Genomic DNA, 20,523 nt, shown 5'->3' with positions numbered 1-20,523 from the left:
GGGGCGTGTTGGTACATCTATTAATATAGGCTATCTACGTTATCTTTAGTGACGCGCAGAATTTTGTGGAACTTAATGATGTGCTTTTCCATGTCAACATCGGCTTTACCAAGGTTTGGAATTTCTAAGTCTTTGGTGATTGCTTCGCCTTTGATGATTTTGTTTGCTACGGCGGTTAACGCATAGCCAGCCGAAGCTGGGTCATAGGTTACGCCCATCGCAATGTCACCGCTCTTAACTAAAGAGGCTGCCTGTGAAGGGATCATCATGCCGAATACGAATACTTTACCCTGGGCACGTTTCTCTTTAACCGCACGGCCAGCACCGATTGGGCCCTGAGAACCGAAAGCAACAATGCCTTTCATGTCCGGGTGAGCTTTCATTAGGTCTAACGTGGTACGACGAGCGTCATCGATATTTTCAGCAACCGGCATACGGCTGGTCACTTCGAACATTTCCGGATAGTGCTCTTTTTGATATTTTACGAACAGGTCAGCCCACAGGTTGTGCTGAGGAACGGTTAATCCGCCCACGTAGATAACGTAGCCGCCTTTACCGCCTATCGCTTTAGCCATTTCTTCTACGTTGTCTGCGGCGAATTTAGCATTATCGATGATTTCAACGTCCCAGTTGGCGCTTGGCTGCCCCGGTGATTCGTTGGTTAATACCACGATCCCCGCGCTGCGCGCTTTTTTGAATACCGGCTCCAACACATCGGCATCATTCGGCACGATAGTGATAGCAGAAACGTTTTTAGCAATTAAATCTTCAATAATTTTAACCTGTTGTGGTGCATCGGTGCTTGACGGACCAACCTGATAGGCTTTAATACCAAGATCTTTAGCGGCATTCGCTACGCCATCACCCATACGGTTAAACCAAGGCATTCCGGCTATTTTTGAAATATTAACTACTTCAACTTCTTTTGCCATTGCTCCGGTGGAATAAACCATTATTCCCAGCAAACTGACGGACAATAATTTTTTTAAATTCATTCGACTCATTGTATACCTCTGGCTGGTGCTAATAATAGCAAACAGATATTGCACCCTTTCTCATTAGATAGGAGGGTACGGTGTTATTTTTCATCACTCCATGTGAAGAAAAAAGGGAGATTTTCATATTATGCTAAGCGGTGTTATGTAAAAGTTAGCTACAAAATAGGGCTGAATATAAAATTAGTAAAGCTTAACCATTTTTAGTTAATTCCTAGATTTATATTGCTATCACATAAGGACTGTAGAGATTTACTGACAAAATGGTTATGTATATATTTGCTATTTATATGGATTTTTATGTCTCCATTCTAGTTTGGGAGGCCGATCACAATTTTGTTAGTGGTTAAATCAGCGGATAATAGTTTGTTATGCATAGGGATTAATCAGCTATTTATTAAAATAGCCAAAATGGTTGGTTGTTTATCTAATTTCATTTGTAATAAATTGGCTTTTAATTTGTAAGCGTTTTATTTCTATTATTAACAATAATAAATCTGCTGTTTTTAATAAATAGGATAAATAATGAGTGTTATTTATTTGTTTTTAAATAAAGCTGAAACGAGACACCTACATATAATATAAGGTTATTGCCGAATAATAATAAAAAAACGGGAAGATAATAACGCTATCTTCCCGTCGGTTATTTTGTGCTCAATGCGTTACTCTTCCGTTTGGAACTCCGTCGCTGATTCCGTATAGGTGGTCAGTTCCACGTTGCGTCGGCGAAAATCACTGGGGCTGACGCCAACCCGCTTACGAAAGACTCGGGAGAAATACAGTTGGTCATCATAACCAACGATACGGCCTACGCCAGCAATGGATTCCTGCGTGGTCTGCAGTAGCAGCTTAGCCCGGATAACCCGCTGATCTTCACGCCAGCGTAGCATGTTGATGCCAACCTGCTCACGAAACAGATGCGCTAGCCGGGAAGGGGAAAGACAAACGTGATTGGCGATATCTTCAATGCGTACGTCGTCTGACAGGTTGCCGGTCATAAACTGACAGGCCTCAATAATGCGTGGATCCATAATTTTTTGCGGTGACTGAGGGTCTTCTTCCATGCAGCGCAGCAGCAGGCGTTCCAGAAGGTTCATTGCCAGCTCTTCGGATAAACGCCTGCCGGACTGGTGAGTTTTTTCAATTGAGGTAAACAGCTGCTCAAACTCTTCCTGAAGAGCTTCGGACGGAAGCGTCATACGGCCAACTCTATTCGTTTGGCTGTACCACTCTAACCAGTCTGCCCAATAGGCTCTTGGGCGAAAATAGATCCAACGGTGATACCAACAATCACTATTGGGAGAACGCCCGTAGTAGTGGGATTCTTTAGGCTGGAACAGCAGCATATCGCCGGGATTACAAAAAAATGCCTGCTCACCGTCAAAAATTTGCCCCTGTCCCTTAACGGTTAAATTTAAAATATAACCTTTCATTCCGTTTGGCCGATCGATAAAGAAATCGAGCGGCCCGTCAACGATAATTGGCGTTAGGCCCGCCACCAGATAGGCATTAAACGTGTATCCGGGCAGTAGAGGGTTTGGCTGTAACTCAGGTGCTATTCTTTGATACACGTTTTTTCCTCGGGCAGTTAAGCTTTCTGTTTCGCCAGTTGCTTATAGCGGTCAAAAATGACGGCGGCAAGTAATATTAGACCACGTACAACATATTGATAGAACGGCGAGATATTCAGCAGGTTCATGGCGTTTTCTACCGTACCTAAAATCAATACGCCAGCAATAACATAAGAAATCTTACCGATACCGCCTTTCAGCGACACACCGCCCAATACGCAGGCAGAGATAACGATCAGCTCGTAGCCTACCGAGGTCATTGGCTGTCCGCTGGTCATACGCGAAGCCAGAATAATACCGGCGGCGGCAGAAATTAATCCGGATAAGGCAAAGATAATGATTTTGGTGCGAACCACCGGAACGCCAGCTAAGCGTGAGGCTTCTTCATTACCGCCTACTGCCAGCGTATTGCGGCCAAAGGTGGTTTTATTGAGCAAGAATCCGAACAGAATAAAACAGAATAGGGTGATCCAGATAGGCACCGGCATACCAAGCCAGCTGGTGTTGCCTAGGGTAAAGAAACGCTCATCTTCAATGCCAACGGCCTTGCCGTCTGAAATGATATAGGCTAAACCCCGGGCCATTTGCATGGTGGCCAGCGTTGTAATCAGTGCATTAATCTTTAAACGGGCGATCACAAAACCGTTCAGTAACCCAAAGACAACGCCCAGTAATAAACCGGCGGCAATGCCCAGCGTGATACTCTCAGTTTGGTTAATGACCACGGACGCGGTGACGCCGGAGCAGGCAATTACGGAAGCGACGGACAGGTCGAAGTCGCCGGATGCCAGACAAAACAGCATGCCACAGGCGACCATGCCCGACATGGAAATGGCTAAGCCTAAGCCTCGCATGTTAATCCAAGAGGCAAAGTTAGGGATGAACAGGGCACAGGCAATAAACAGTACGGCGAAAACTACTAACATACCGTAGCTGTCCCAAATTTTTGACAGGCTCATCTGGCTATCGGCTTTGGAGCCCGGCTCTTTTGCTGATATTGGCGTGGTACGTATTGTCGACATGAAGACTTCCTTCTGTGTTAGGCAACCGCATCGGCGGTAGTATTTAACATGGCTAAACTTAATGCTTTTTGTTCGCTCGCTCCGTCATGGGTTAACTCTCCTGACAGGGCACCTTCGCGCATCACCAGAATCCGGTCGGCCAGACCGAGTACTTCCGGCAGATCGCTGGAGGCGAACACCACGGCAATGCCGCGTTTAGCCAGTTCATAAATGACGTTGTAGATCTCGTGCTTAGCGCCAACGTCGATCCCGCGGGTTGGTTCATCGAGCAAAATCACCTTCATCTCTTCGGATAACCAGCGGCCAAGAATGGCTTTTTGCTGGTTGCCGCCGGAGAGGTTCATAATCAGCTGTTCTGCGGTCGGCGTTTTTATATTCAGTTCGTTAATGCGGATATGCGCATTTTCGTTTTCCCATTTCTCATTAATCAGGCAACCGGCGGTTAGTGTCTTGCGACGAGCGCTGATATTGATGTTGTCTTTGACCGAATGAACCGCAATGATGCCGTCGGTTTTACGGTCTTCAGGACATAGCATAATGCCTTGAGTAATGCCGTCGATAGGGGTGGCAATATGGATTGGCTGGCCGTCGAGTTCGATGCTTCCGGTCGTAATTTTTGTTGCTCCAAACAGGGATTTAAGCAGTTCACTTCGGCCTGCGCCGACTAAACCAAATAGCCCGACAATCTCCCCCTGACGGACCTGAAAGCTAATCGGGCTTTTAACGCCCGGCGCTTTAACCGACTTCAGTTCAAAACGGACGTCGCCGTGCGGGCGAGGTTTATAATCATAAATATCACCGATGTCGCGGCCGACCATGGTCTGAACCAGTGCGTCGTGGGTGAGATTTGGCACATCGCTAAAGGTTTTCATGTAGCAACCGTCTTTAAATACGGTGACGGCATCGCTCAGGGCGAAGATCTCTTCCATACGGTGAGAGACATACAGAATCACCCGACCTTCGGAGCGCAGTTCGCGGATAACGCGAAACAGTTGTTCAATTTCTCGGGCCGACAGGGAGCTGGTGGGCTCATCAAAGGCGATAACTTTAGCGTTTCGGGCCAGCGCCTTGGCAATTTCTACCATTTGCCACTGCCCGATAGACAGGTATTTGAGCGGCGTATCGGGATCAATATCTAATCCTAAATGCTCTAACTGAACCCGGGACTCAAAGTTCAGAATCTTTTTGTCGACCATGCCCGCCTTAGTGGGGAGCTGACCGAGGTAAATATTTTCGGCTACCGTCATTTCAGGAATTAAATGTAATTCCTGATAAATAATGGCGACCCCCGCGTTTAAGGCATCCATGGTGTTATTAAATTTTACCGGCTGTCCGTTAATTTTAATTTCACCTTCGGTGGGATCGTAGTTACCACTGAGTATTTTTAGCAGCGTTGATTTACCGGCACCATTCTCCCCCATTAGCGCATGGACCTCACCTGATGAACAGCTGAAGCTAATGTTTTGCAAGGCTTTTACGCCCGGGAACGTTTTGCTAATGTTACAGAATTCGAGATAAGGCGTTTGCTGCATAGGCATAATATGTTCCTTAATGCTCGTATGGCCTGTCTTTCGCGTTAGGCAAAAGCCTGAATGCAGATGAGCCAGCATTTTCTATTTTTATGTCACGCTCTATTAATGTAGGTTGGCAGGCTAACGGGGTTAGCCTGCCCGGTTTATTCCCTCTGTGTTTGACGTTGCAGCATCAGCGACGTTGGGAAGGTGCGATTAGTTCAGGCCTTTCTTTTTCAACTCTTCTTTAAAGTTATCGCGGGTAATCAGTACCACGTCGGTCACTTCGGTGAATTTTGCTGGCTCAACGCCTTTAGTTTCCCAGTTATAAAGCATTTCAATGCTCTTATAGCCGTGGATATCTGGGCTTGGTAACAGTGAACCGTAGAAGCCGGTGGCTTTAGACTTAGAAAGTTCGTTAACGGCATCAACGCCGTTAATGCCGATACCGATCACGTTTTCAGGCTTAAAGTTTTGGCCTTCGGTCGCGCGAACGCCGCCCAAAATGGTGTTGTCGTTAAAGCCGACAATCAGCCAGTTTTTCACTTCCGGGTGCTGAACCAGCATCGAGTTAGCGGCGTCAAATGAACCCGGGATATCGTTAGACTTGCTTGGAACCTGATAAATCTGTTTTTCAGGGAATCCGGCGGCTTTCAGGGCATCCATCGAGCCGCTAGTACGGCGACGGGCGGTGTCCAGCTCGTTTGACGTAATGGCCATTACCGCCGTGTCGGCGATATTCCATTTACGGTTGTTCATCTCTTTCCACAGTTCGTTGCCCTGACGCTCACCGATTTTGCTGGCGGCCATCATGACCAATGGCACATTTTCCATCGGTTTACCTTTGGCGGTAACAAACTGATCGTCAACGGTAACGACTTTCAGGTTATAGCTTTTAGCCTTAGCCATGATGGCTGAGCCTAACTTAGGATCGGGAGTACAGATAACAAAGCCTTTTGCACCGCTGGCGGCCAGACTGTCGATGGCATTAAGGGTTTTCTCGCCGTCAGGAACGGCAATTTTGATTACGTCAAAGCCAAGATCTTTACCCGCTTTATCGGCAAATGCCCATTCAGTTTGGAACCAAGGTTCTTCCGGTTGTTTGACCAGAAAGCCTAGCTTTATCGATTCGGCAATAGCTGAATGTGACATAATCAGCGACAATCCAATGACTGCAACGGCCTTAGTAAATTTATGCATATCTTTTATCTCTCCTGTGCGTTTCTATGTAGCCAAATTTCGTTGTGTTGGTGTAGATGCAGCGAGATTCACTATTGCTGAGTAGCGCTAAAAATAAAATAATCACCTGATATCATATGTTTTATCGGCGTATTGTTTTTTAGGCTTCGCAACGTGTGGTAAGTTTTAACCATAAATTGACAATAGTTATTAGACCGACATCACAAATAGAAATTACAGCAAGATTGTTCATATATTCAGTCAAAACGTGATGTATTTATCCTTTGAAGTAGATCACAATCTTGCTTACAAAAGCAGAATAATGCATATATCTAGCCAATGACTCCTCGCTGATTCCTCGGGATTTTCTTATGGTATCCCTCAGTCTTTTATTCACTTATTTGTTAGGGGTTTCTTATGTCAAAAGGCGCTATTACCCTAGGACTTGATTTTGGAAGCGATTCCGTACGTGCTCTGGCAGTCGATTGCATAGAAGGCTCTGAAATTGCCACGGAAGTGGTTTATTACCCGCGTTGGAAACAAGGGCTGTTTTGCCACGCGTCGGAGAACCAGTTCCGCCATCATCCGTTGGACTATATTGAGTCGATGGAGCAGGCGATTAAGGCCGTTGTCGCCATGCTAACGCCACAACAGCGCCTGAGTATTGTGGGTATTGGCGTAGATACCACCGGTTCAACGCCGGCTCCGATTGACAGTGAAGGCCGGGTGTTAGCGCTTCGACCTGAATTTGCCGATAACCCGAACGCCATGTTTGTTTTATGGAAAGACCATACGGCCATCGAAGAGGCTGAAGAAATTAACCGCCTGTGCCACAGCGGCCGCTTTCATGACTATTCCCGCTATATCGGCGGCGTTTACTCTTCGGAATGGTTCTGGGCTAAAATTCTTCACGTATCTCGTGCAGACAGCGCGGTTCGCCAAGCGGCAACGTCATGGATTGAGCTTTGTGACTGGATTCCTGCCTTATTAAGCGGCACTCAGGCCCCGGCTAATATTATGCGCGGCCGCTGCGCCGCGGGTCATAAAGCCTTATGGCACCCGGAGTGGAACGGTTTACCTCCGCGCGATTTCCTTCATGCGCTTGACCCGATGCTGGTGGAGGACCTCACATACCCGATGTTTACTGAAACCCATACCGCAGAGAAGGCGGTAGGGCGCATAACTAAAGAGTGGGCCGATCGTTTGGGCATACCGGATACGGTAGTGCTTTCCGGCGGTGAGTTTGACTGTCATATGGGCGCGGTAGGCGCAGGCGCACAGCCTTATACGCTAGTGAAAGTGATCGGTACTTCAACCTGTGACATTTTACTGGCAGATGATGAACTGGTTGGCGATCGCGCCGTTGCGGGTATTTGTGGTCAAGTGGACGGTAGCGTAGTGCCGGGGCTTATTGGTATGGAAGCCGGGCAGTCTGCCTTTGGTGATATGTATGCCTGGTTCAGCCGTTTACTCTCATGGCCGTTAAATCACGCGGCTCAGCAAAATCCGGAGCTGTCTTCGGCCCTTAAGCAAATTGAATCTAACCTGTTGCCAGCATTAACTGAAGCCTGGGCTCAGCAAACGTCACTGGATAAACTGCCGGTGGTGATGGACTGGTTTAACGGCCGCCGAACGCCGTTTGCTAACCAGCGACTGAAAGGCGTGATTACCGATTTGAATTTGGGCACTGACGCGCCAACGCTATTCGGTGGTTTTATTGCGTCCACCGCTTTTGGTGCTCGGGCCATAATGGAATGCTTTATCGAGCAGGATATTCCGGTAGAAAACGTTTTAGCCTTAGGCGGGATTGCCCGCAAATCACCGGTGATTATGCAGGTTTGTACCGACGTGATGAATCGCCCGCTGCAAATTGTTGAGTCGGATCAGTGCTGTGCGCTGGGCGCTGCAATTTTTGCCGCCGTGGCCGCAGGCGTCCATGCTTCTATTCCTGACGCTCAGGAACATATGGCTAGCCCGATCGAACGTACGTTAACTCCGGATCCGGTCCGCGCCGCTCAATACGAAAAATTATATCAACGTTATCAACAGTGGGGCGCAGCGGCAGAGCCTTGCTATGCGGCACCGTCCAATAGCTAATTTTCGAATTCACGCTTTGCTTGCTGAAGAGTAGGCCACATCAATAGGAGTTTATATGAACGTGTTTAATCAGTTAGAAGTTTGGTTTGTTATCGGTAGCCAACACCTGTACGGACCGCAGACTCTGAAACAGGTTACCCAGCAGGCAGAGGAAGTTGTTAACGGTTTAAATAAAGAAGCGAAATTGCCCATCAGGCTGGTGATTAAACCGCTGGCGACCACGCCGGACGAGATTGTTACCCTGTGCCGTGACGCTAACTATGCGAAAAGCTGTGTGGGTATTGTGACCTGGCTACATACCTTTTCCCCGGCAAAAATGTGGATTGCCGGTTTAAGCCTGTTAGAAAAGCCGTTGCTACAGTTGCACACCCAATACCGCAATGAAATTCCATGGGAAACCATGGACATGGACTTTATGAACCTGAACCAGACCGCCCACGGTGGCCGTGAGTTTGGCTTTATTGGCGCGCGGATGCGCAATGAATACGCTGCGGTTGTGGGTTCGTGGAAAGATAAAGAGGTTCACCAGAAGCTGGATCGTTGGATGCGCGTTGCTGCGGGTCTGTATGAGAGTCAGAATCTAAAAGTAGCCCGCTTTGGCGATAACATGCGCGAAGTGGCGGTAACCGACGGCGATAAAGTCGCCGCTCAGATTAAGTTTGGCTATGCGGTTAATGGCTATGCGCTCGGAGATTTAGTCTCGGTGGTTGATGCCGTTTCTCAAGGCGATATTAATGCGCTGGTTGATGAATACGAAGCCAGCTATCGTTTGACCGACGTTGTGAAGGTTAACGGCGCTAAGCGCGCTAATTTACTGGATGCAGCTCGTATTGAGCTGGGGATCAAAACATTCTTACAGCAGGGTAACTTTGGTGCCTTCACGACCACCTTCGAAAACCTGTACGGCTTAAAGCAGCTGCCGGGGCTAGCAGTACAGCGTTTAATGCAGCAGGGCTATGGCTTTGGTGCCGAAGGAGACTGGAAAACGGCGGCGCTGCTACGCATTATGAAAGTCATGTCATCGGGCCTGAAAGGCGGAACTTCCTTTATGGAAGATTACACCTATCATTTTGAACCGGGTAACGATCTGGTGCTGGGTTCGCACATGCTGGAAGTGTGTCCGTCTATCGCCCGCGAAGAGAAACCGCTGTTGGACGTACAGCATCTCGGCATTGGCGGTAAAGACGATCCTGCTCGCCTGATTTTCTCCGCTCCGGCAGGCCCGGCGCTCAATGCTAGCCTGATTGATATGGGCGATCGCTTCCGCCTGTTGGTGAATGCGGTTGATACTATTGAACCGCCTCATGCATTGCCTAAGCTACCGGTTGCCCATGCGGTGTGGAAAGCCCAGCCGTCGCTGGCGGTTGCTGCCGAAGCCTGGATTTTGGCGGGTGGCGCACACCATACGGTGTTTACCCAGTCGCTGGATATTGAGCATTTACGGATTTATGCCGAAATGTGTGGGATTGAGATGTTGGTGATTGATAATGAAACTCGTATTTCGGACTTTAAGAATCAGATCCGTTGGAATGAGGTTTACTATAAATTGTGTCGTTGATAGCTGGATATTCAGGGTTTTGACCTTGTCCTTCTAACGAGCACTTGAACTCAGCTGACGTAAACAATTTGCTAGCATGAGCAGCATGGATGCTGCGAAAGGCAGAGCGACGCCGGGAGCGGCTCTCTGCCGGTGCGTCAAGGCAAATTTTTTATGGCAGGAAGTCGCTTAAGCGACCTGAGTTCCCGTGCGGAGGCGCGGGTGCAGGGTGCGCGCTCGCATCCTGCTCGGTCGCGTATGATTTGGGTTATGGTGACGGCTTGCTTTTAGCGAACGAACACTTCACCGTTCTTACGTGGAGATTTTTTATTTTCTCGTAAGTTCTTAATTTCAGACGCAGTGTTAAAGAGAAATTATGGGTTTGATAAAATTAATTTTTATAAGGTTTTTTACTCATGTATGACCAACTAAAGCAGAAAGTCCTCGACGCTAATCTGGCTCTGCCTCGCCACAACCTAGTCACGTTTACCTGGGGTAACGTAAGCGGCGTTGACCGTGAACACGGTGTGATTGTGATAAAGCCATCGGGCGTTGAATATGAGCATATGACCGTTAACGATATGGTTGTGGTTAGCCTAGAAACCGAAAAGGTGGTGGAAGGCACTAAAAAGCCATCATCAGATACTGAAACTCATTTAGTGCTGTACCGCGCTTTTCCTGAAATAGGCGGCATTGTGCATACTCACTCACGTCATGCGACTATCTGGGCTCAGGCCGGTCGTGATTTAGCCGCGTGGGGAACCACTCACGCCGACTATTTTTACGGTGCAATCCCATGCACCCGCAGAATGACGTCGGCAGAAATCGCCGGTGAATATGAGCGTGAAACCGGTAACGTGATTGTTGATACCTTTGCTGCTCGGGGAATTACCGCGAAAGATGTTCCCGCCGTGCTGGTGAATTCCCATGGCCCATTTGCCTGGGGAACCGATCCTGACAATGCGGTGCATAATGCGGTGGTGCTGGAAGAGATCGCCTATATGAACCTGTTTACGTCACAGCTGACGCCGGAGTTAGGTTCCATGCAGCAAGAACTGCTGGATAAACACTATTTGCGTAAGCACGGTAAAAACGCCTATTACGGCCAGTAAGATCGAGATATGTTAGAAAGCTTAAAAATCGGCCCTGTTGGCGTTAACCACAGGGCCGATTTTTATCAGGCGCTCACACGAGCCGTTTTTGCTTAATGGCGAGGTAGTCTAGCAGGCAGCCTACGGTGATGCCGATGATACAAATCAGTGCTCCACCGTTGCGCAAGCATTGTTTGACGTAAAATAGCGGGCTGAGGTGGTCAGCATTCCAGAACAGCAGAATAAGCCAGCCCGCTAGCAAAGCAACCCCCGCGGTGACCAACTTAATAGCGATTTTGTATTGGGCAGAGAAGGATTCTCTTGGCATAAAGCCGTCAGTTATCTGCGTATATGCCAGCGTTTGTCGACAAATAGCCAGCAGCAGTAGGCCGGGAACGGCGGCAAAAATAGTGAATAGATAGAACAGCGGCCAGTCATACAGCTCGACAAACCAACCGGCAACCGGCCCCACATACACCCGCCCAACGGAGGAAAGGGCCGATAGCAGCGCAAACTGTGTGGCTGAGAACGATTTATTGCACAGGGTCATCAACAGCGCAACGAATGCCGCCGTCCCCATTCCTCCGCACAGGTTCTCTAAGAAAATCGCACTGCCCATGGTAACGATATTTTTGTCGGTCACGGCTAAGATCCAATAGCCGAAGTTAGATACCGCCTGAAGTGCGCCAAAGATCATCAGCGCGCGAAACAGCGTTAGGCGTTGCATGAGCACTCCGCCGATTAATACGCCGATAATTGTCGCCAGCAGGCCAAAGGTTTTATTCACCAGCCCGACTTCACCGGCACTAAACCCTACGCCACGAATTAAAAAGGTGGTGCTCAGGCTACCGGCAAAGGCATCGCCCATTTTATATAGCACAATCAATAGTAAAATTAGCCATGCGTTGTTGCGGCCAAAAAAATCTTTTAGCGGTTCGACAATCGCCTGCTCGATGGTGCGTGGGGTCGTGACGGCAGAAGACGGTTCCCTAGCATTCAACGTTGCGATAATACCGATAATCATTAATGCTGACATTAGCCAATAGGTTGAACGCCAGCCAAGATAGGCGTCGGCAATCCACAGAGCTAATCCGCCTGAAACCAGCATGGCTATTCGGTAGCCCAATACCGAAACGGCTGCACCGTTGCCACGCTGTTCGGCCGACAGAATATCGGTTTTATAGGCATCAAAAACGATGTCCTGAGAGGCGGAAAAGAAGGCGATAAAGACTGCCAGTCCGGCCATTAACCACAGATCGCTTTGAGGATTCAAACAGCCGATAGCAAAAATTAAAATAACCAGCGAAATCTGGGTGAGCAATAGCCACCCGCGGCGGCGGCTAAGGTATGGCAGGCTGTAGCGGTCCATCACGGGTGACCAGAGAAACTTGAAGACGTAAGCCTGACCAACCAGTGAGAAAAAACCGATGGTGGTTAAATCCAGACCGGCTACGGTCATCCATGCCTGAAACGTACCCGACGTCAGGGCAAGCGGCAAACCGGAAGCAAAACCGAGCAATAGCAATATAAGCGTATCGCGGCCTTTGCTGGTTTTTGAGCGGTAATCAATCATACGTCTTGAGTTCCCCTGTTGCTAACGCAAACAGGGGACGGGATGATGCGATCAGCGGGCATTTTGTTTAATGAACTCACTGACGCTGGTGTCCTGAGCCATTTCGTTGAAAATGTCGGCCAGCGCATCGTTGACGACTTTCTCAATATTCTTGTTGGTTGCGGTAAACGCGCCAGAAACGCTGTGGCTTGATCGGAAGTTTTTAGTCTGGCTGGCACCATTCTTTGACTGGCTGATAATTGAGAAGTCCGCCTTGGTCGTGATGTTATAGCGAAGATCGCCTTCTTTCACATCGGCAAACAGTTGATTGATAACAATTTGGACGTTAATGCTACCGTCTGGTCCCACCATATAGCCACGGGCGCGCATTTGCTTTTCAAGCGCTTCCTGCATTAAGAAACGCAGATCCCGAGAAGGCGTTAGCACCAGTAGCTGACCGTCACGGTTTACTTTAGCCAGTGCGGCATCTGGACGAATGTCTGAGCTATTAACGCTGATGGTGGCACCCATCAGGCCCGGATCTTGCTGAGGCATCGCCATCGGGGGATCGATTGTCAGCTTGGTATTGGGTTTATTTGCACAACCGGCCAAAATAAACAGCGCCAATAAAGGAAAAAGGATACGTTGGAATTTAGTCATTTTTTTCACGGTAGACCTTTTAAAATTTAATTTATTTTTCATGTGTACCGCATTGATGATGACATCATCAGTCGGCTACATACACCACGGGTATCCACCAATGGTTATTTTTCTTCTATAACAACGATAACAACAACCACGAGTTTACATCATATTTCTACGCGGTTATCGGAGGGAAGAACCTTTGTCACCCGATACCAAACAGCGGGTATCATATCACTGCTCAGATGTTGCGAAAGAGGGATGATGATAAATCATTAGGGTAAATTGTTATTTTTTACCTAAGTTGAGGCTAATAGGCCTGCCGTGGCTAAAAAAACGGCTATTATTAGTGGCTGACCGTTCAACGAGTTGTCATGCTTGGAGGCATTTATGATGTGTGACCGAATTGAAAAAAAGCTGCGAGAGGGCCTGTCGCCAGACTATATTGAGGTGGTTGATGAAAGCCATCAGCATAGCGTGCCCGTTGGCTCCGAGAGCCATTTTAAAGTGGTGATAAGCGCTGAAGCTTTTGATGGTATACGCCTGATTGCCCGGCACCGGATGATTTATCAGTTGCTGCAAGCGGAGCTGGATCAACATATTCACGCGCTGGCGCTTCACACCTATACGCCAACGGAGTGGGATGAGTTGAAAAACGATGCTCCAGACTCACCGGCATGCCGCGGCGGTAGTCGTTTAGCATAAATGTCTTTATTAGTGTTAGACTACTGTTCTGACAGACTTTTTGTCTTATTGAGATTCTGGTTCGGGAGCATGAGAAATAACATCGTTATTTATCTCTCATCAATATTTGCTCTTTTCTCGACTCATTAACAATGCGCGGCTATAATGTCGCGTCTAATTTTCCGGACTTTATTCGGGATGCTTCTGACGACAGGGGACAAGGTACCGCAATGCGGCCGTCCTTGTTTTAAGAGGCTTTTTCAAAATAGCTCAGTGCATATATTGAAAATGGCTTCTGGAGTTGACCGAGCACTGTGATTTTTTGAGGTAACAAGATGCAAGTTTCAGTTGAAACAACTCAAGGCCTTGGGCGCCGTCTATCAATTGTTGTTGCGGCCAACGCAATTGAAGAAGCAGTAAAAAAAGAATTAGTTAATGTTGCTAAGAAAGTACGCATTGACGGCTTTCGTAAAGGCAAAGTGCCAATGAACATCATTGCTCAACGCTATGGTGCTTCAGCACGTCAGGACGTTCTGGGCGAACTGATGCAGCGTCATTTTATCGATGCTATCGTTAAAGAAAAAATTAATCCAGCCGGTGCTCCTAAGTACGTGCCGGGTGAATACAAGCTGGGCGAAGATTTCAGCTATGCCGTTGAGTTTGAAGTCTATCCGCAGGTTGAGCTTAAAAATTTAGAAAGCATCGAGGTTGAAAAACCTGTTGTTGAAATTGGCGACGCAGACGTTCAGGAAATGCTGGATACCCTGCGTAAGCAGCAGGCAACGTGGAAAGATAGCGATGCGGCCGCACAGACCGAAGACCGTATTACGCTTGATTTCATCGGATCCATCGATGGTGAAGAGTTTGAAGGCGGTAAAGCGACCGATTTCGTTCTGGCCATGGGCCAAGGCCGCATGATTCCAGGCTTCGAAGACGGCGTTGTTGGTCACAAAACCGGTGACGAGTTCACGATTGACGTAGCATTCCCGGCAGACTACCACGCTGAAAACCTGAAAGGCAAAGCGGCTAAATTTGCTATAGTTATAAAGAAAGTTGAAGCGCGTGAGCTCCCAGAGTTTACTCCAGAGTTCATCTCTCGTTTCGGCGTAGCTGACGGTACCCTTGACGGCTTAAAGGCTGAAGTGCGTAAAAACATGGATCGCGAGCTGAAAGGTGCCATCCGTAACCGCGTTAAAACTCAGGTTATTGATGGTCTGATCGCCGCTAACGAAATCGATGTCCCTTCTGCATTAGTTGACGGTGAAATCGACGTTCTGCGCCAGCAGGCGGCTCAGCGTTTCGGCGGCAATCAGCAGCAAGCGATGGAATTACCTCGCGAACTGTTTGAAGAGCAGGCTAAGCGTCGCGTTGTTGTTGGTTTGCTGTTAGGCGAAGTCATCAGTAAAAATGAATTGAAAGCCGATCAGTCACGCGTTAACGCATTAATTGAAGAGATGGCTTCTGCGTATGAAGATCCGCAAGAAGTAATCGAGTTCTACAGCAAAAATAAAGAGCTGATGAACAATATGCGTAACGTAGCCTTAGAAGAAGAAGCGATTGAAACGCTGCTTGCTAAAGCTAAAGTAACCGAAAAAGCAACAACCTTCAGCGAACTGATGAATCAGACTCCGGCTGCATAATGCTTCTTTCGAGAGCAGGTTAGATAGTTGACTTAGTCTCTACTCTTCTGCTAATTATGGCTCGGACTCTTTGTTTCCGGGCCATTTTTCTATTAGGGGACCGTAATGTCTTACAGTGGCAATCAAGATAATTTTTCACCAAATATGGCTCTAGTGCCGATGGTCGTTGAACAGACTTCCCGCGGAGAGCGCTCCTTTGATATTTTTTCTCGCCTGTTAAAAGAACGAATTATATTTTTAACCGGTGAAGTTGAAGACAATATGGCTAACCTGATTGTGGCTCAAATGCTATTTTTAGAAGCCGAAAACCCAGAAAAAGATATATTCCTTTATATCAATTCGCCGGGCGGCGTTATTACTTCTGGCATGTCGATTTATGACACCATGCAGTTCATTAAACCGGACGTTAGCACTCTATGCTTGGGCCAAGCCTGTTCAATGGGATCTTTCCTATTAGCGGCCGGCGCTAAAGGTAAACGTTTCTGTCAGCCTAATGCGCGCGTCATGATCCACCAGCCTTTAGGCGGTTTCCGCGGGCAGGCTTCTGATATTCAGATTCATGCAGAAGAAATTTTAAAAACTAAACGACTGATGAATGAGCTGATGGCTAAACATACCGGCCAGCCGTTGGAAACCATTGAGCGTGATACCGACCGTGACAGATTCTTATCCGCACAAGAAGCAATGGAATACGGTTTAGTTGATGAAGTTTTGGTTAATCGTTTATAGTCGTGATGTTTGATAAGCGACATTGATGCCGTTGCTCGATCCAAAACGTATCATCATAGCGGCATGCTATTGCTAAAGAAGGTCAGCCAAGCAGGATGCACAGAATTAAGATTAAATCTATGAGGTTTACTAATGACAGATAAGGGCAAAGACGGTTCAGGAAAGCTGCTGTATTGCACTTTCTGTGGTAAAAGCCAGCATGAAGTTCGCAAATTAATCGCTGGGCCGTCAGTGTATATCTGCGATGAATGTGTCGACTTATGTAACGATATTATTCGTGAAGAGATCAAAGAGTTAGTGCCGCATAAAGATCGTAGCGCGCTCCCGACTCCGCATGAAATTCGTCACCACCTGGATGACTATGTCATCGGGCAGGAGCAGGCTAAGAAAGTGTTAGCCGTAGCGGTTTATAATCACTACAAGCGCTTGCGTAGCTCTAGCAACAGTAGCGTTGAGCTGTCTAAAAGTAATATTCTGCTGATTGGCCCAACCGGTAGCGGTAAAACGCTGCTGGCAGAAACGTTGGCCCGTCTGCTTGACGTTCCTTTCACTATGGCCGATGCCACTACCTTAACCGAGGCTGGTTATGTAGGTGAAGACGTTGAGAATATTATTCAAAAGCTGCTGCAAAAATGTGATTACGACGTTGAAAAAGCTCAGCGGGGCATCGTTTATATCGATGAAATCGATAAGATCTCTCGTAAGTCAGATAATCCATCCATTACCCGTGACGTATCCGGTGAAGGTGTACAACAGGCTTTACTGAAACTGATCGAAGGTACCATTGCTGCAGTTCCTCCACAGGGCGGGCGTAAACATCCGCAGCAGGAGTTTTTGCAGGTTGATACCTCCAAGATCCTATTTATTTGCGGCGGTGCATTTGCCGGCTTAGATAAAGTCATCGGTCAGCGCGTTGAAACCGGAACGGGTATTGGCTTTGCTGCCACGGTTAAGAAAGATTCTGATAAAGCAACGGAAGGCGAACTGTTTAGACAGGTTGAGCCTGAAGATTTGATTAAATTTGGTCTTATACCAGAGTTTATCGGCCGTCTGCCGGTTGTTGCCACCTTGGGTGAGCTCGACGAGCAGGCGCTGATTCAGATTCTGAATGAACCTAAGAATGCGTTAACCAAGCAGTATCAGGCGCTGTTCAATCTTGAGAACGTAGAGCTTGAGTTCCGAGACGAAGCGCTAGTGGCTATCGCGAAGAAAGCAATGTCACGTAAGACCGGTGCTCGTGGTCTGCGTTCTATCGTTGAAGCTGCACTGTTGAATACGATGTATGAAATTCCATCGCTGGAAAACGTTGAAAAAGTCGTTATTGATGCATCGGTGATTGAATCTAATTCAGAGCCGTTACTAATCTATGGAAAACCCGAAGCTCAGGCTTCAGGCGAATAACGATTTAGCACTGCAGTTAAAAGGCCCGATAAACCGAAACGTTTATCGGGCCTTTCTTATCGCGTTATTCCGTACCGGTAGAAATGAGCGCTGTGACTGAAGGTTAGAATAGGAAAAATACAAATTTGGCCTATTTTACATATTGATTTTGTTAATCTTTATTCTACTGTATAGATTAAGTAAGGGAGATTAATGGCTTCGGTCTTTGCGGATAACGCGCGCGCTATCAAACATGACTGGAACAGGTTTCAACTATCCTATTTTTTTATCTAATTCTACCGTTGAATGTACCTTAATTGTCCCCATATACTCTTCTATAGTATTACGTTAATGGCGAATATCCTTTTTCAACCAATATTTTTGGGTGAAAAACTAACAAAGAGAGAGCTCTATGAATGCTGAGCGTTCCGAACGCATTGAAATTCCGGCACTGCCATTACGAGACGTAGTGGTTTATCCGCACATGGTTATCCCATTATTTGTTGGTAGAGAAAAATCTATTCGCTGTCTTGAAGCTGCTATGGAGCAGGACAAGAAAGTTCTCATGGTGGCTCAGAAAGATGCCACTCAGGATGAGCCGGGCGTTAACGATCTTTACGCTGTGGGAACCGTGGCTTCTATTCTACAAATGTTGAAATTACCAGACGGTACGGTGAAAGTACTGGTTGAAGGAATTCAGCGTGCCCGAATTACTACGCTTGCTGATAACGGCGAGCATTTTGCCGCACAGGCAGAATATTTATCCAGCGTCGGCATTGATGAGCAAGAGCAAGAAGTACTGATTCGTACGGCAATCAATCAGTTTGACGGTTATATCAAGCTGAATAAAAAGATCCCGCCGGAAGTTCTGACTTCGCTGAACGGTATTGAAGATCCAGCGCGTTTGGCCGACACCATTGCTGCCCATATGTCCTTGAAGCTCAGCGATAAGCAAACCGTTTTGGAAATGACGGACGTAGGCGAACGTCTGGAATTTTTAATGGCGATGATGGAATCAGAAATCGATCTGCTACAGGTTGAAAAACGGATCCGTAATCGGGTCAAAAAGCAGATGGAAAAAAGCCAGCGTGAGTACTATTTGAATGAGCAAATGAAAGCCATTCAAAAAGAGTTGGGTGAGATGGACGATGCGCCCGATGAGAACGAAATGCTGAAGCGCAAAATCGAAGCGGCCAAGATGCCAAAAGAGGCCCGTGATAAAACTGAGGCTGAGCTTCAAAAGCTAAAAATGATGTCACCGATGTCCGCAGAGGCAACGGTGGTACGCGGCTATATCGACTGGATGATTCAAGTTCCGTGGAATGCCCGTAGTAAAGTAAAAAAGGATCTGAACAAAGCGCAGGAAATTCTCGATACCGATCACTATGGGCTCGACCGAGTCAAAGATCGTATTCTTGAGTATCTGGCAGTTCAAAGCCGCGTTAGCAAAATCAAAGGGCCTATTCTTTGCTTAGTCGGGCCTCCGGGCGTGGGTAAAACCTCTTTGGGCCAGTCCATTGCTAATGCTACCGGACGTAAATACGTTCGTATGGCGCTGGGTGGCGTTCGTGATGAGGCTGAAATTCGCGGTCATCGCCGGACTTATATTGGTTCAATGCCGGGTAAATTGATTCAGAAAATGGCAAAAGTCGGGGTTAAAAACCCGCTGTTCCTGCTTGATGAGATTGATAAGATGTCTTCGGATATGCGCGGCGATCCGGCATCAGCACTGTTAGAGGTGTTGGACCCAGAGCAAAACGTGGCGTTTAACGATCACTATTTAGAAGTGGACTACGACCTGTCTGACGTAATGTTTGTGGCAACCTCTAACTCGATGAATATTCCTGCACCGTTATTGGACCGTATGGAAGTGATTCGCCTGTCGGGTTATACCGAAGATGAAAAGCTAAACATTGCTAAGCAGCACTTATTACCGAAACAGCTTGAGCGTAACGCACTGAAAAAAGGTGAGTTAACCGTCGATGATTCGGCGATTGTGTCAATGATTCGTTACTATACCCGCGAAGCTGGCGTACGTAGCCTGGAGCGTGAAATTTCTAAAGTCTGTCGTAAAGCGGTTAAAACGCTGTTGATGAATAAGAGCATTAAGCACATCACCGTTAACGGCGATAACTTAAAAGAGTTTTTAGGCGTTCAACGTTTTGACTACGGCCGTGCAGACAGCGAAAATCGCATCGGGCAGGTTACCGGTCTGGCATGGACCGAAGTTGGTGGCGACTTACTGACTATCGAAACGGCCTGTGTTCCCGGTAAAGGCAAGCTAACCTATACCGGTTCGCTGGGTGAAGTGATGCAAGAGTCCATTCAGGCTGCATTAACCGTGGTTCGCGCCAGAGCAGAGAAGTTAGGCATCAATGCCGACTTCTATGAAAAACGCGACATTCACGTACACGTACCTGAAGGCGCTACGCCAAAAGATGGCCCAAGTGCCGGTACCGCAATGTGTACTGCGTTAGTGTCTTGCTTAACAGGTAACCCGGTGCGTGCTGATGTGGCGATGACCGGTGAAATTACGCTGCGCGGGCACGTGCTTCCCATTGGTGGCCTGAAAGAAAAATTGCTGGCTGCTCACCGGGGGGGAATCAAAACGGTTCTGATTCCTTTTGAGAATAAGCGCGACTTGGAAGACATTCCAGACAACATTATTGCCGATTTGGACATCCACCCCGTGGAGCGAATTGAGGAAGTATTGGCGCTTGCGTTGGTCAATCCGGCCTTCGGTGCGCAGCCTGTTAGCCCAAAACAGTGACAGACAGCAAATATTCTAGATAAAACTGGTGCTGGCAAGGGTATTCTCTCTTGCCAGTTTTTTTATGTGCCGTTAAATTAAGGTGTCAAGATGACTTGCTATGGCAGGTCTTGCCTGATATAA

15 protein-coding genes are annotated in these 20,523 nt (G+C 47.6%); 8 read left to right on the top strand and 7 right to left on the bottom strand.

Annotated elements, in window-relative coordinates; genetic code table 11:
- Positions 1-20: 20 nt before the first annotated feature.
- From GVI43_RS02120 to GVI43_RS02100, 5 genes are all read right to left on the bottom strand, one after another.
- Positions 21-1,004: an autoinducer 2 ABC transporter substrate-binding protein gene (locus tag GVI43_RS02120; protein ID WP_159564912.1), complete on the bottom strand. Its 984-nt coding sequence runs from the start codon at positions 1,002-1,004 to the stop codon at positions 21-23.
- A gap of 653 nt (positions 1,005-1,657) precedes the next feature.
- Positions 1,658-2,566 (bottom strand): arabinose operon transcriptional regulator AraC, encoded by a 909-nt coding sequence (gene araC, locus GVI43_RS02115; protein WP_159564910.1) that lies wholly within the window; start codon positions 2,564-2,566, stop codon positions 1,658-1,660.
- 17 nt (positions 2,567-2,583) lie between these two features.
- Positions 2,584-3,588, bottom strand: coding sequence for an L-arabinose ABC transporter permease AraH (gene araH, locus GVI43_RS02110; RefSeq protein ID WP_159564908.1), 1,005 nt, complete (start codon positions 3,586-3,588; stop codon positions 2,584-2,586).
- Positions 3,589-3,605: 17 nt separating this feature from the next.
- A complete protein-coding gene (gene araG / locus GVI43_RS02105; RefSeq protein WP_281350968.1) occupies positions 3,606-5,126 on the bottom strand; it encodes an L-arabinose ABC transporter ATP-binding protein AraG in 1,521 nt (506 codons plus the stop codon).
- 189 nt (positions 5,127-5,315) lie between these two features.
- Positions 5,316-6,299, bottom strand: a complete 984-nt coding sequence (locus tag GVI43_RS02100) for an arabinose ABC transporter substrate-binding protein (protein WP_159564904.1) — start codon at positions 6,297-6,299, stop codon at positions 5,316-5,318.
- Positions 6,300-6,695: 396 nt separating this feature from the next.
- Here GVI43_RS02100 and GVI43_RS02095 point away from each other — a divergent pair, with 396 nt between their 5' ends.
- From GVI43_RS02095 to araD, 3 genes are all read left to right on the top strand, one after another.
- The gene (locus GVI43_RS02095; RefSeq protein ID WP_159564902.1) at positions 6,696-8,375 is read left to right on the top strand and encodes a ribulokinase; all 1,680 of its coding nucleotides are present in this window, start codon (positions 6,696-6,698) and stop codon (positions 8,373-8,375) included.
- Between the two features lie 55 nt (positions 8,376-8,430).
- A complete protein-coding gene (araA, locus tag GVI43_RS02090) occupies positions 8,431-9,933 on the top strand; it encodes an L-arabinose isomerase (protein ID WP_159564900.1) in 1,503 nt (500 codons plus the stop codon).
- Positions 9,934-10,328: 395 nt separating this feature from the next.
- The gene (gene araD / locus GVI43_RS02085) at positions 10,329-11,024 is read left to right on the top strand and encodes an L-ribulose-5-phosphate 4-epimerase (RefSeq protein WP_159564898.1); all 696 of its coding nucleotides are present in this window, start codon (positions 10,329-10,331) and stop codon (positions 11,022-11,024) included.
- 73 nt (positions 11,025-11,097) lie between these two features.
- Here araD and ampG read toward each other — a convergent pair whose 3' ends face one another.
- Both ampG and GVI43_RS02075 read right to left on the bottom strand, forming a co-directional pair.
- Positions 11,098-12,576 carry a muropeptide MFS transporter AmpG gene (gene ampG, locus GVI43_RS02080; protein WP_159564896.1) on the bottom strand — a complete coding sequence of 493 codons (1,479 nt, stop codon included), beginning with the start codon at positions 12,574-12,576 and terminating at the stop codon, positions 11,098-11,100.
- Between the two features lie 51 nt (positions 12,577-12,627).
- Positions 12,628-13,215 carry a lipoprotein gene (locus tag GVI43_RS02075; RefSeq protein WP_159564894.1) on the bottom strand — a complete coding sequence of 196 codons (588 nt, stop codon included), beginning with the start codon at positions 13,213-13,215 and terminating at the stop codon, positions 12,628-12,630.
- Positions 13,216-13,587: 372 nt separating this feature from the next.
- Here GVI43_RS02075 and bolA point away from each other — a divergent pair, with 372 nt between their 5' ends.
- From bolA to lon, 5 genes are all read left to right on the top strand, one after another.
- On the top strand, positions 13,588-13,902 hold the full coding sequence (bolA, locus tag GVI43_RS02070) for a transcriptional regulator BolA (protein WP_159564892.1): 315 nt from the start codon (positions 13,588-13,590) through the stop codon (positions 13,900-13,902).
- Positions 13,903-14,216: 314 nt separating this feature from the next.
- A complete protein-coding gene (gene tig, locus GVI43_RS02065) occupies positions 14,217-15,521 on the top strand; it encodes a trigger factor (protein ID WP_159564890.1) in 1,305 nt (434 codons plus the stop codon).
- Positions 15,522-15,626: 105 nt separating this feature from the next.
- On the top strand, positions 15,627-16,250 hold the full coding sequence (gene clpP, locus GVI43_RS02060) for an ATP-dependent Clp endopeptidase proteolytic subunit ClpP (RefSeq protein WP_159564888.1): 624 nt from the start codon (positions 15,627-15,629) through the stop codon (positions 16,248-16,250).
- Between the two features lie 132 nt (positions 16,251-16,382).
- Positions 16,383-17,651: an ATP-dependent protease ATP-binding subunit ClpX gene (gene clpX, locus GVI43_RS02055; RefSeq protein ID WP_159564886.1), complete on the top strand. Its 1,269-nt coding sequence runs from the start codon at positions 16,383-16,385 to the stop codon at positions 17,649-17,651.
- A 391-nt stretch (positions 17,652-18,042) separates the two neighbouring features.
- The gene (gene lon / locus GVI43_RS02050) at positions 18,043-20,400 is read left to right on the top strand and encodes an endopeptidase La (RefSeq protein WP_159564884.1); all 2,358 of its coding nucleotides are present in this window, start codon (positions 18,043-18,045) and stop codon (positions 20,398-20,400) included.
- Positions 20,401-20,523 lie beyond the last annotated feature (123 nt).

Origin of the sequence: Budvicia diplopodorum, from assembly GCF_009800925.1 — a bacterium.
In the GTDB taxonomy this organism is placed as follows: Bacteria; Pseudomonadota; Gammaproteobacteria; order Enterobacterales; family Enterobacteriaceae; genus Budvicia; species Budvicia diplopodorum.
Note: the sequence above shows the minus strand (reverse complement) of the source record. Positions and strands in the feature narration are given on the sequence as shown.

Excerpts from the sequence above, each read along its gene's own strand:
- GVI43_RS02075 (WP_159564894.1), bottom strand. The coding sequence starts at position 13,215 with ATGACTAAATTCCAACGTATCCTTTTTCCTTTATTGGCGCTGTTTATT.
- araG (WP_281350968.1), bottom strand. The coding sequence starts at position 5,126 with ATGCCTATGCAGCAAACGCCTTATCTCGAATTCTGTAACATTAGCAAA.
- GVI43_RS02100 (WP_159564904.1), bottom strand. The coding sequence starts at position 6,299 with ATGCATAAATTTACTAAGGCCGTTGCAGTCATTGGATTGTCGCTGATT.
- araA (WP_159564900.1), top strand. The coding sequence starts at position 8,431 with ATGAACGTGTTTAATCAGTTAGAAGTTTGGTTTGTTATCGGTAGCCAA.
- clpP (WP_159564888.1), top strand. The coding sequence starts at position 15,627 with ATGTCTTACAGTGGCAATCAAGATAATTTTTCACCAAATATGGCTCTA.
- araD (WP_159564898.1), top strand. The coding sequence starts at position 10,329 with ATGTATGACCAACTAAAGCAGAAAGTCCTCGACGCTAATCTGGCTCTG.
- ampG (WP_159564896.1), bottom strand. The coding sequence starts at position 12,576 with ATGATTGATTACCGCTCAAAAACCAGCAAAGGCCGCGATACGCTTATA.
- tig (WP_159564890.1), top strand. The coding sequence starts at position 14,217 with ATGCAAGTTTCAGTTGAAACAACTCAAGGCCTTGGGCGCCGTCTATCA.
- araH (WP_159564908.1), bottom strand. The coding sequence starts at position 3,588 with ATGTCGACAATACGTACCACGCCAATATCAGCAAAAGAGCCGGGCTCC.
- clpX (WP_159564886.1), top strand. The coding sequence starts at position 16,383 with ATGACAGATAAGGGCAAAGACGGTTCAGGAAAGCTGCTGTATTGCACT.
- lon (WP_159564884.1), top strand. The coding sequence starts at position 18,043 with ATGAATGCTGAGCGTTCCGAACGCATTGAAATTCCGGCACTGCCATTA.
- GVI43_RS02095 (WP_159564902.1), top strand. The coding sequence starts at position 6,696 with ATGTCAAAAGGCGCTATTACCCTAGGACTTGATTTTGGAAGCGATTCC.
- GVI43_RS02120 (WP_159564912.1), bottom strand. The coding sequence starts at position 1,004 with ATGAGTCGAATGAATTTAAAAAAATTATTGTCCGTCAGTTTGCTGGGA.
- bolA (WP_159564892.1), top strand. The coding sequence starts at position 13,588 with ATGATGTGTGACCGAATTGAAAAAAAGCTGCGAGAGGGCCTGTCGCCA.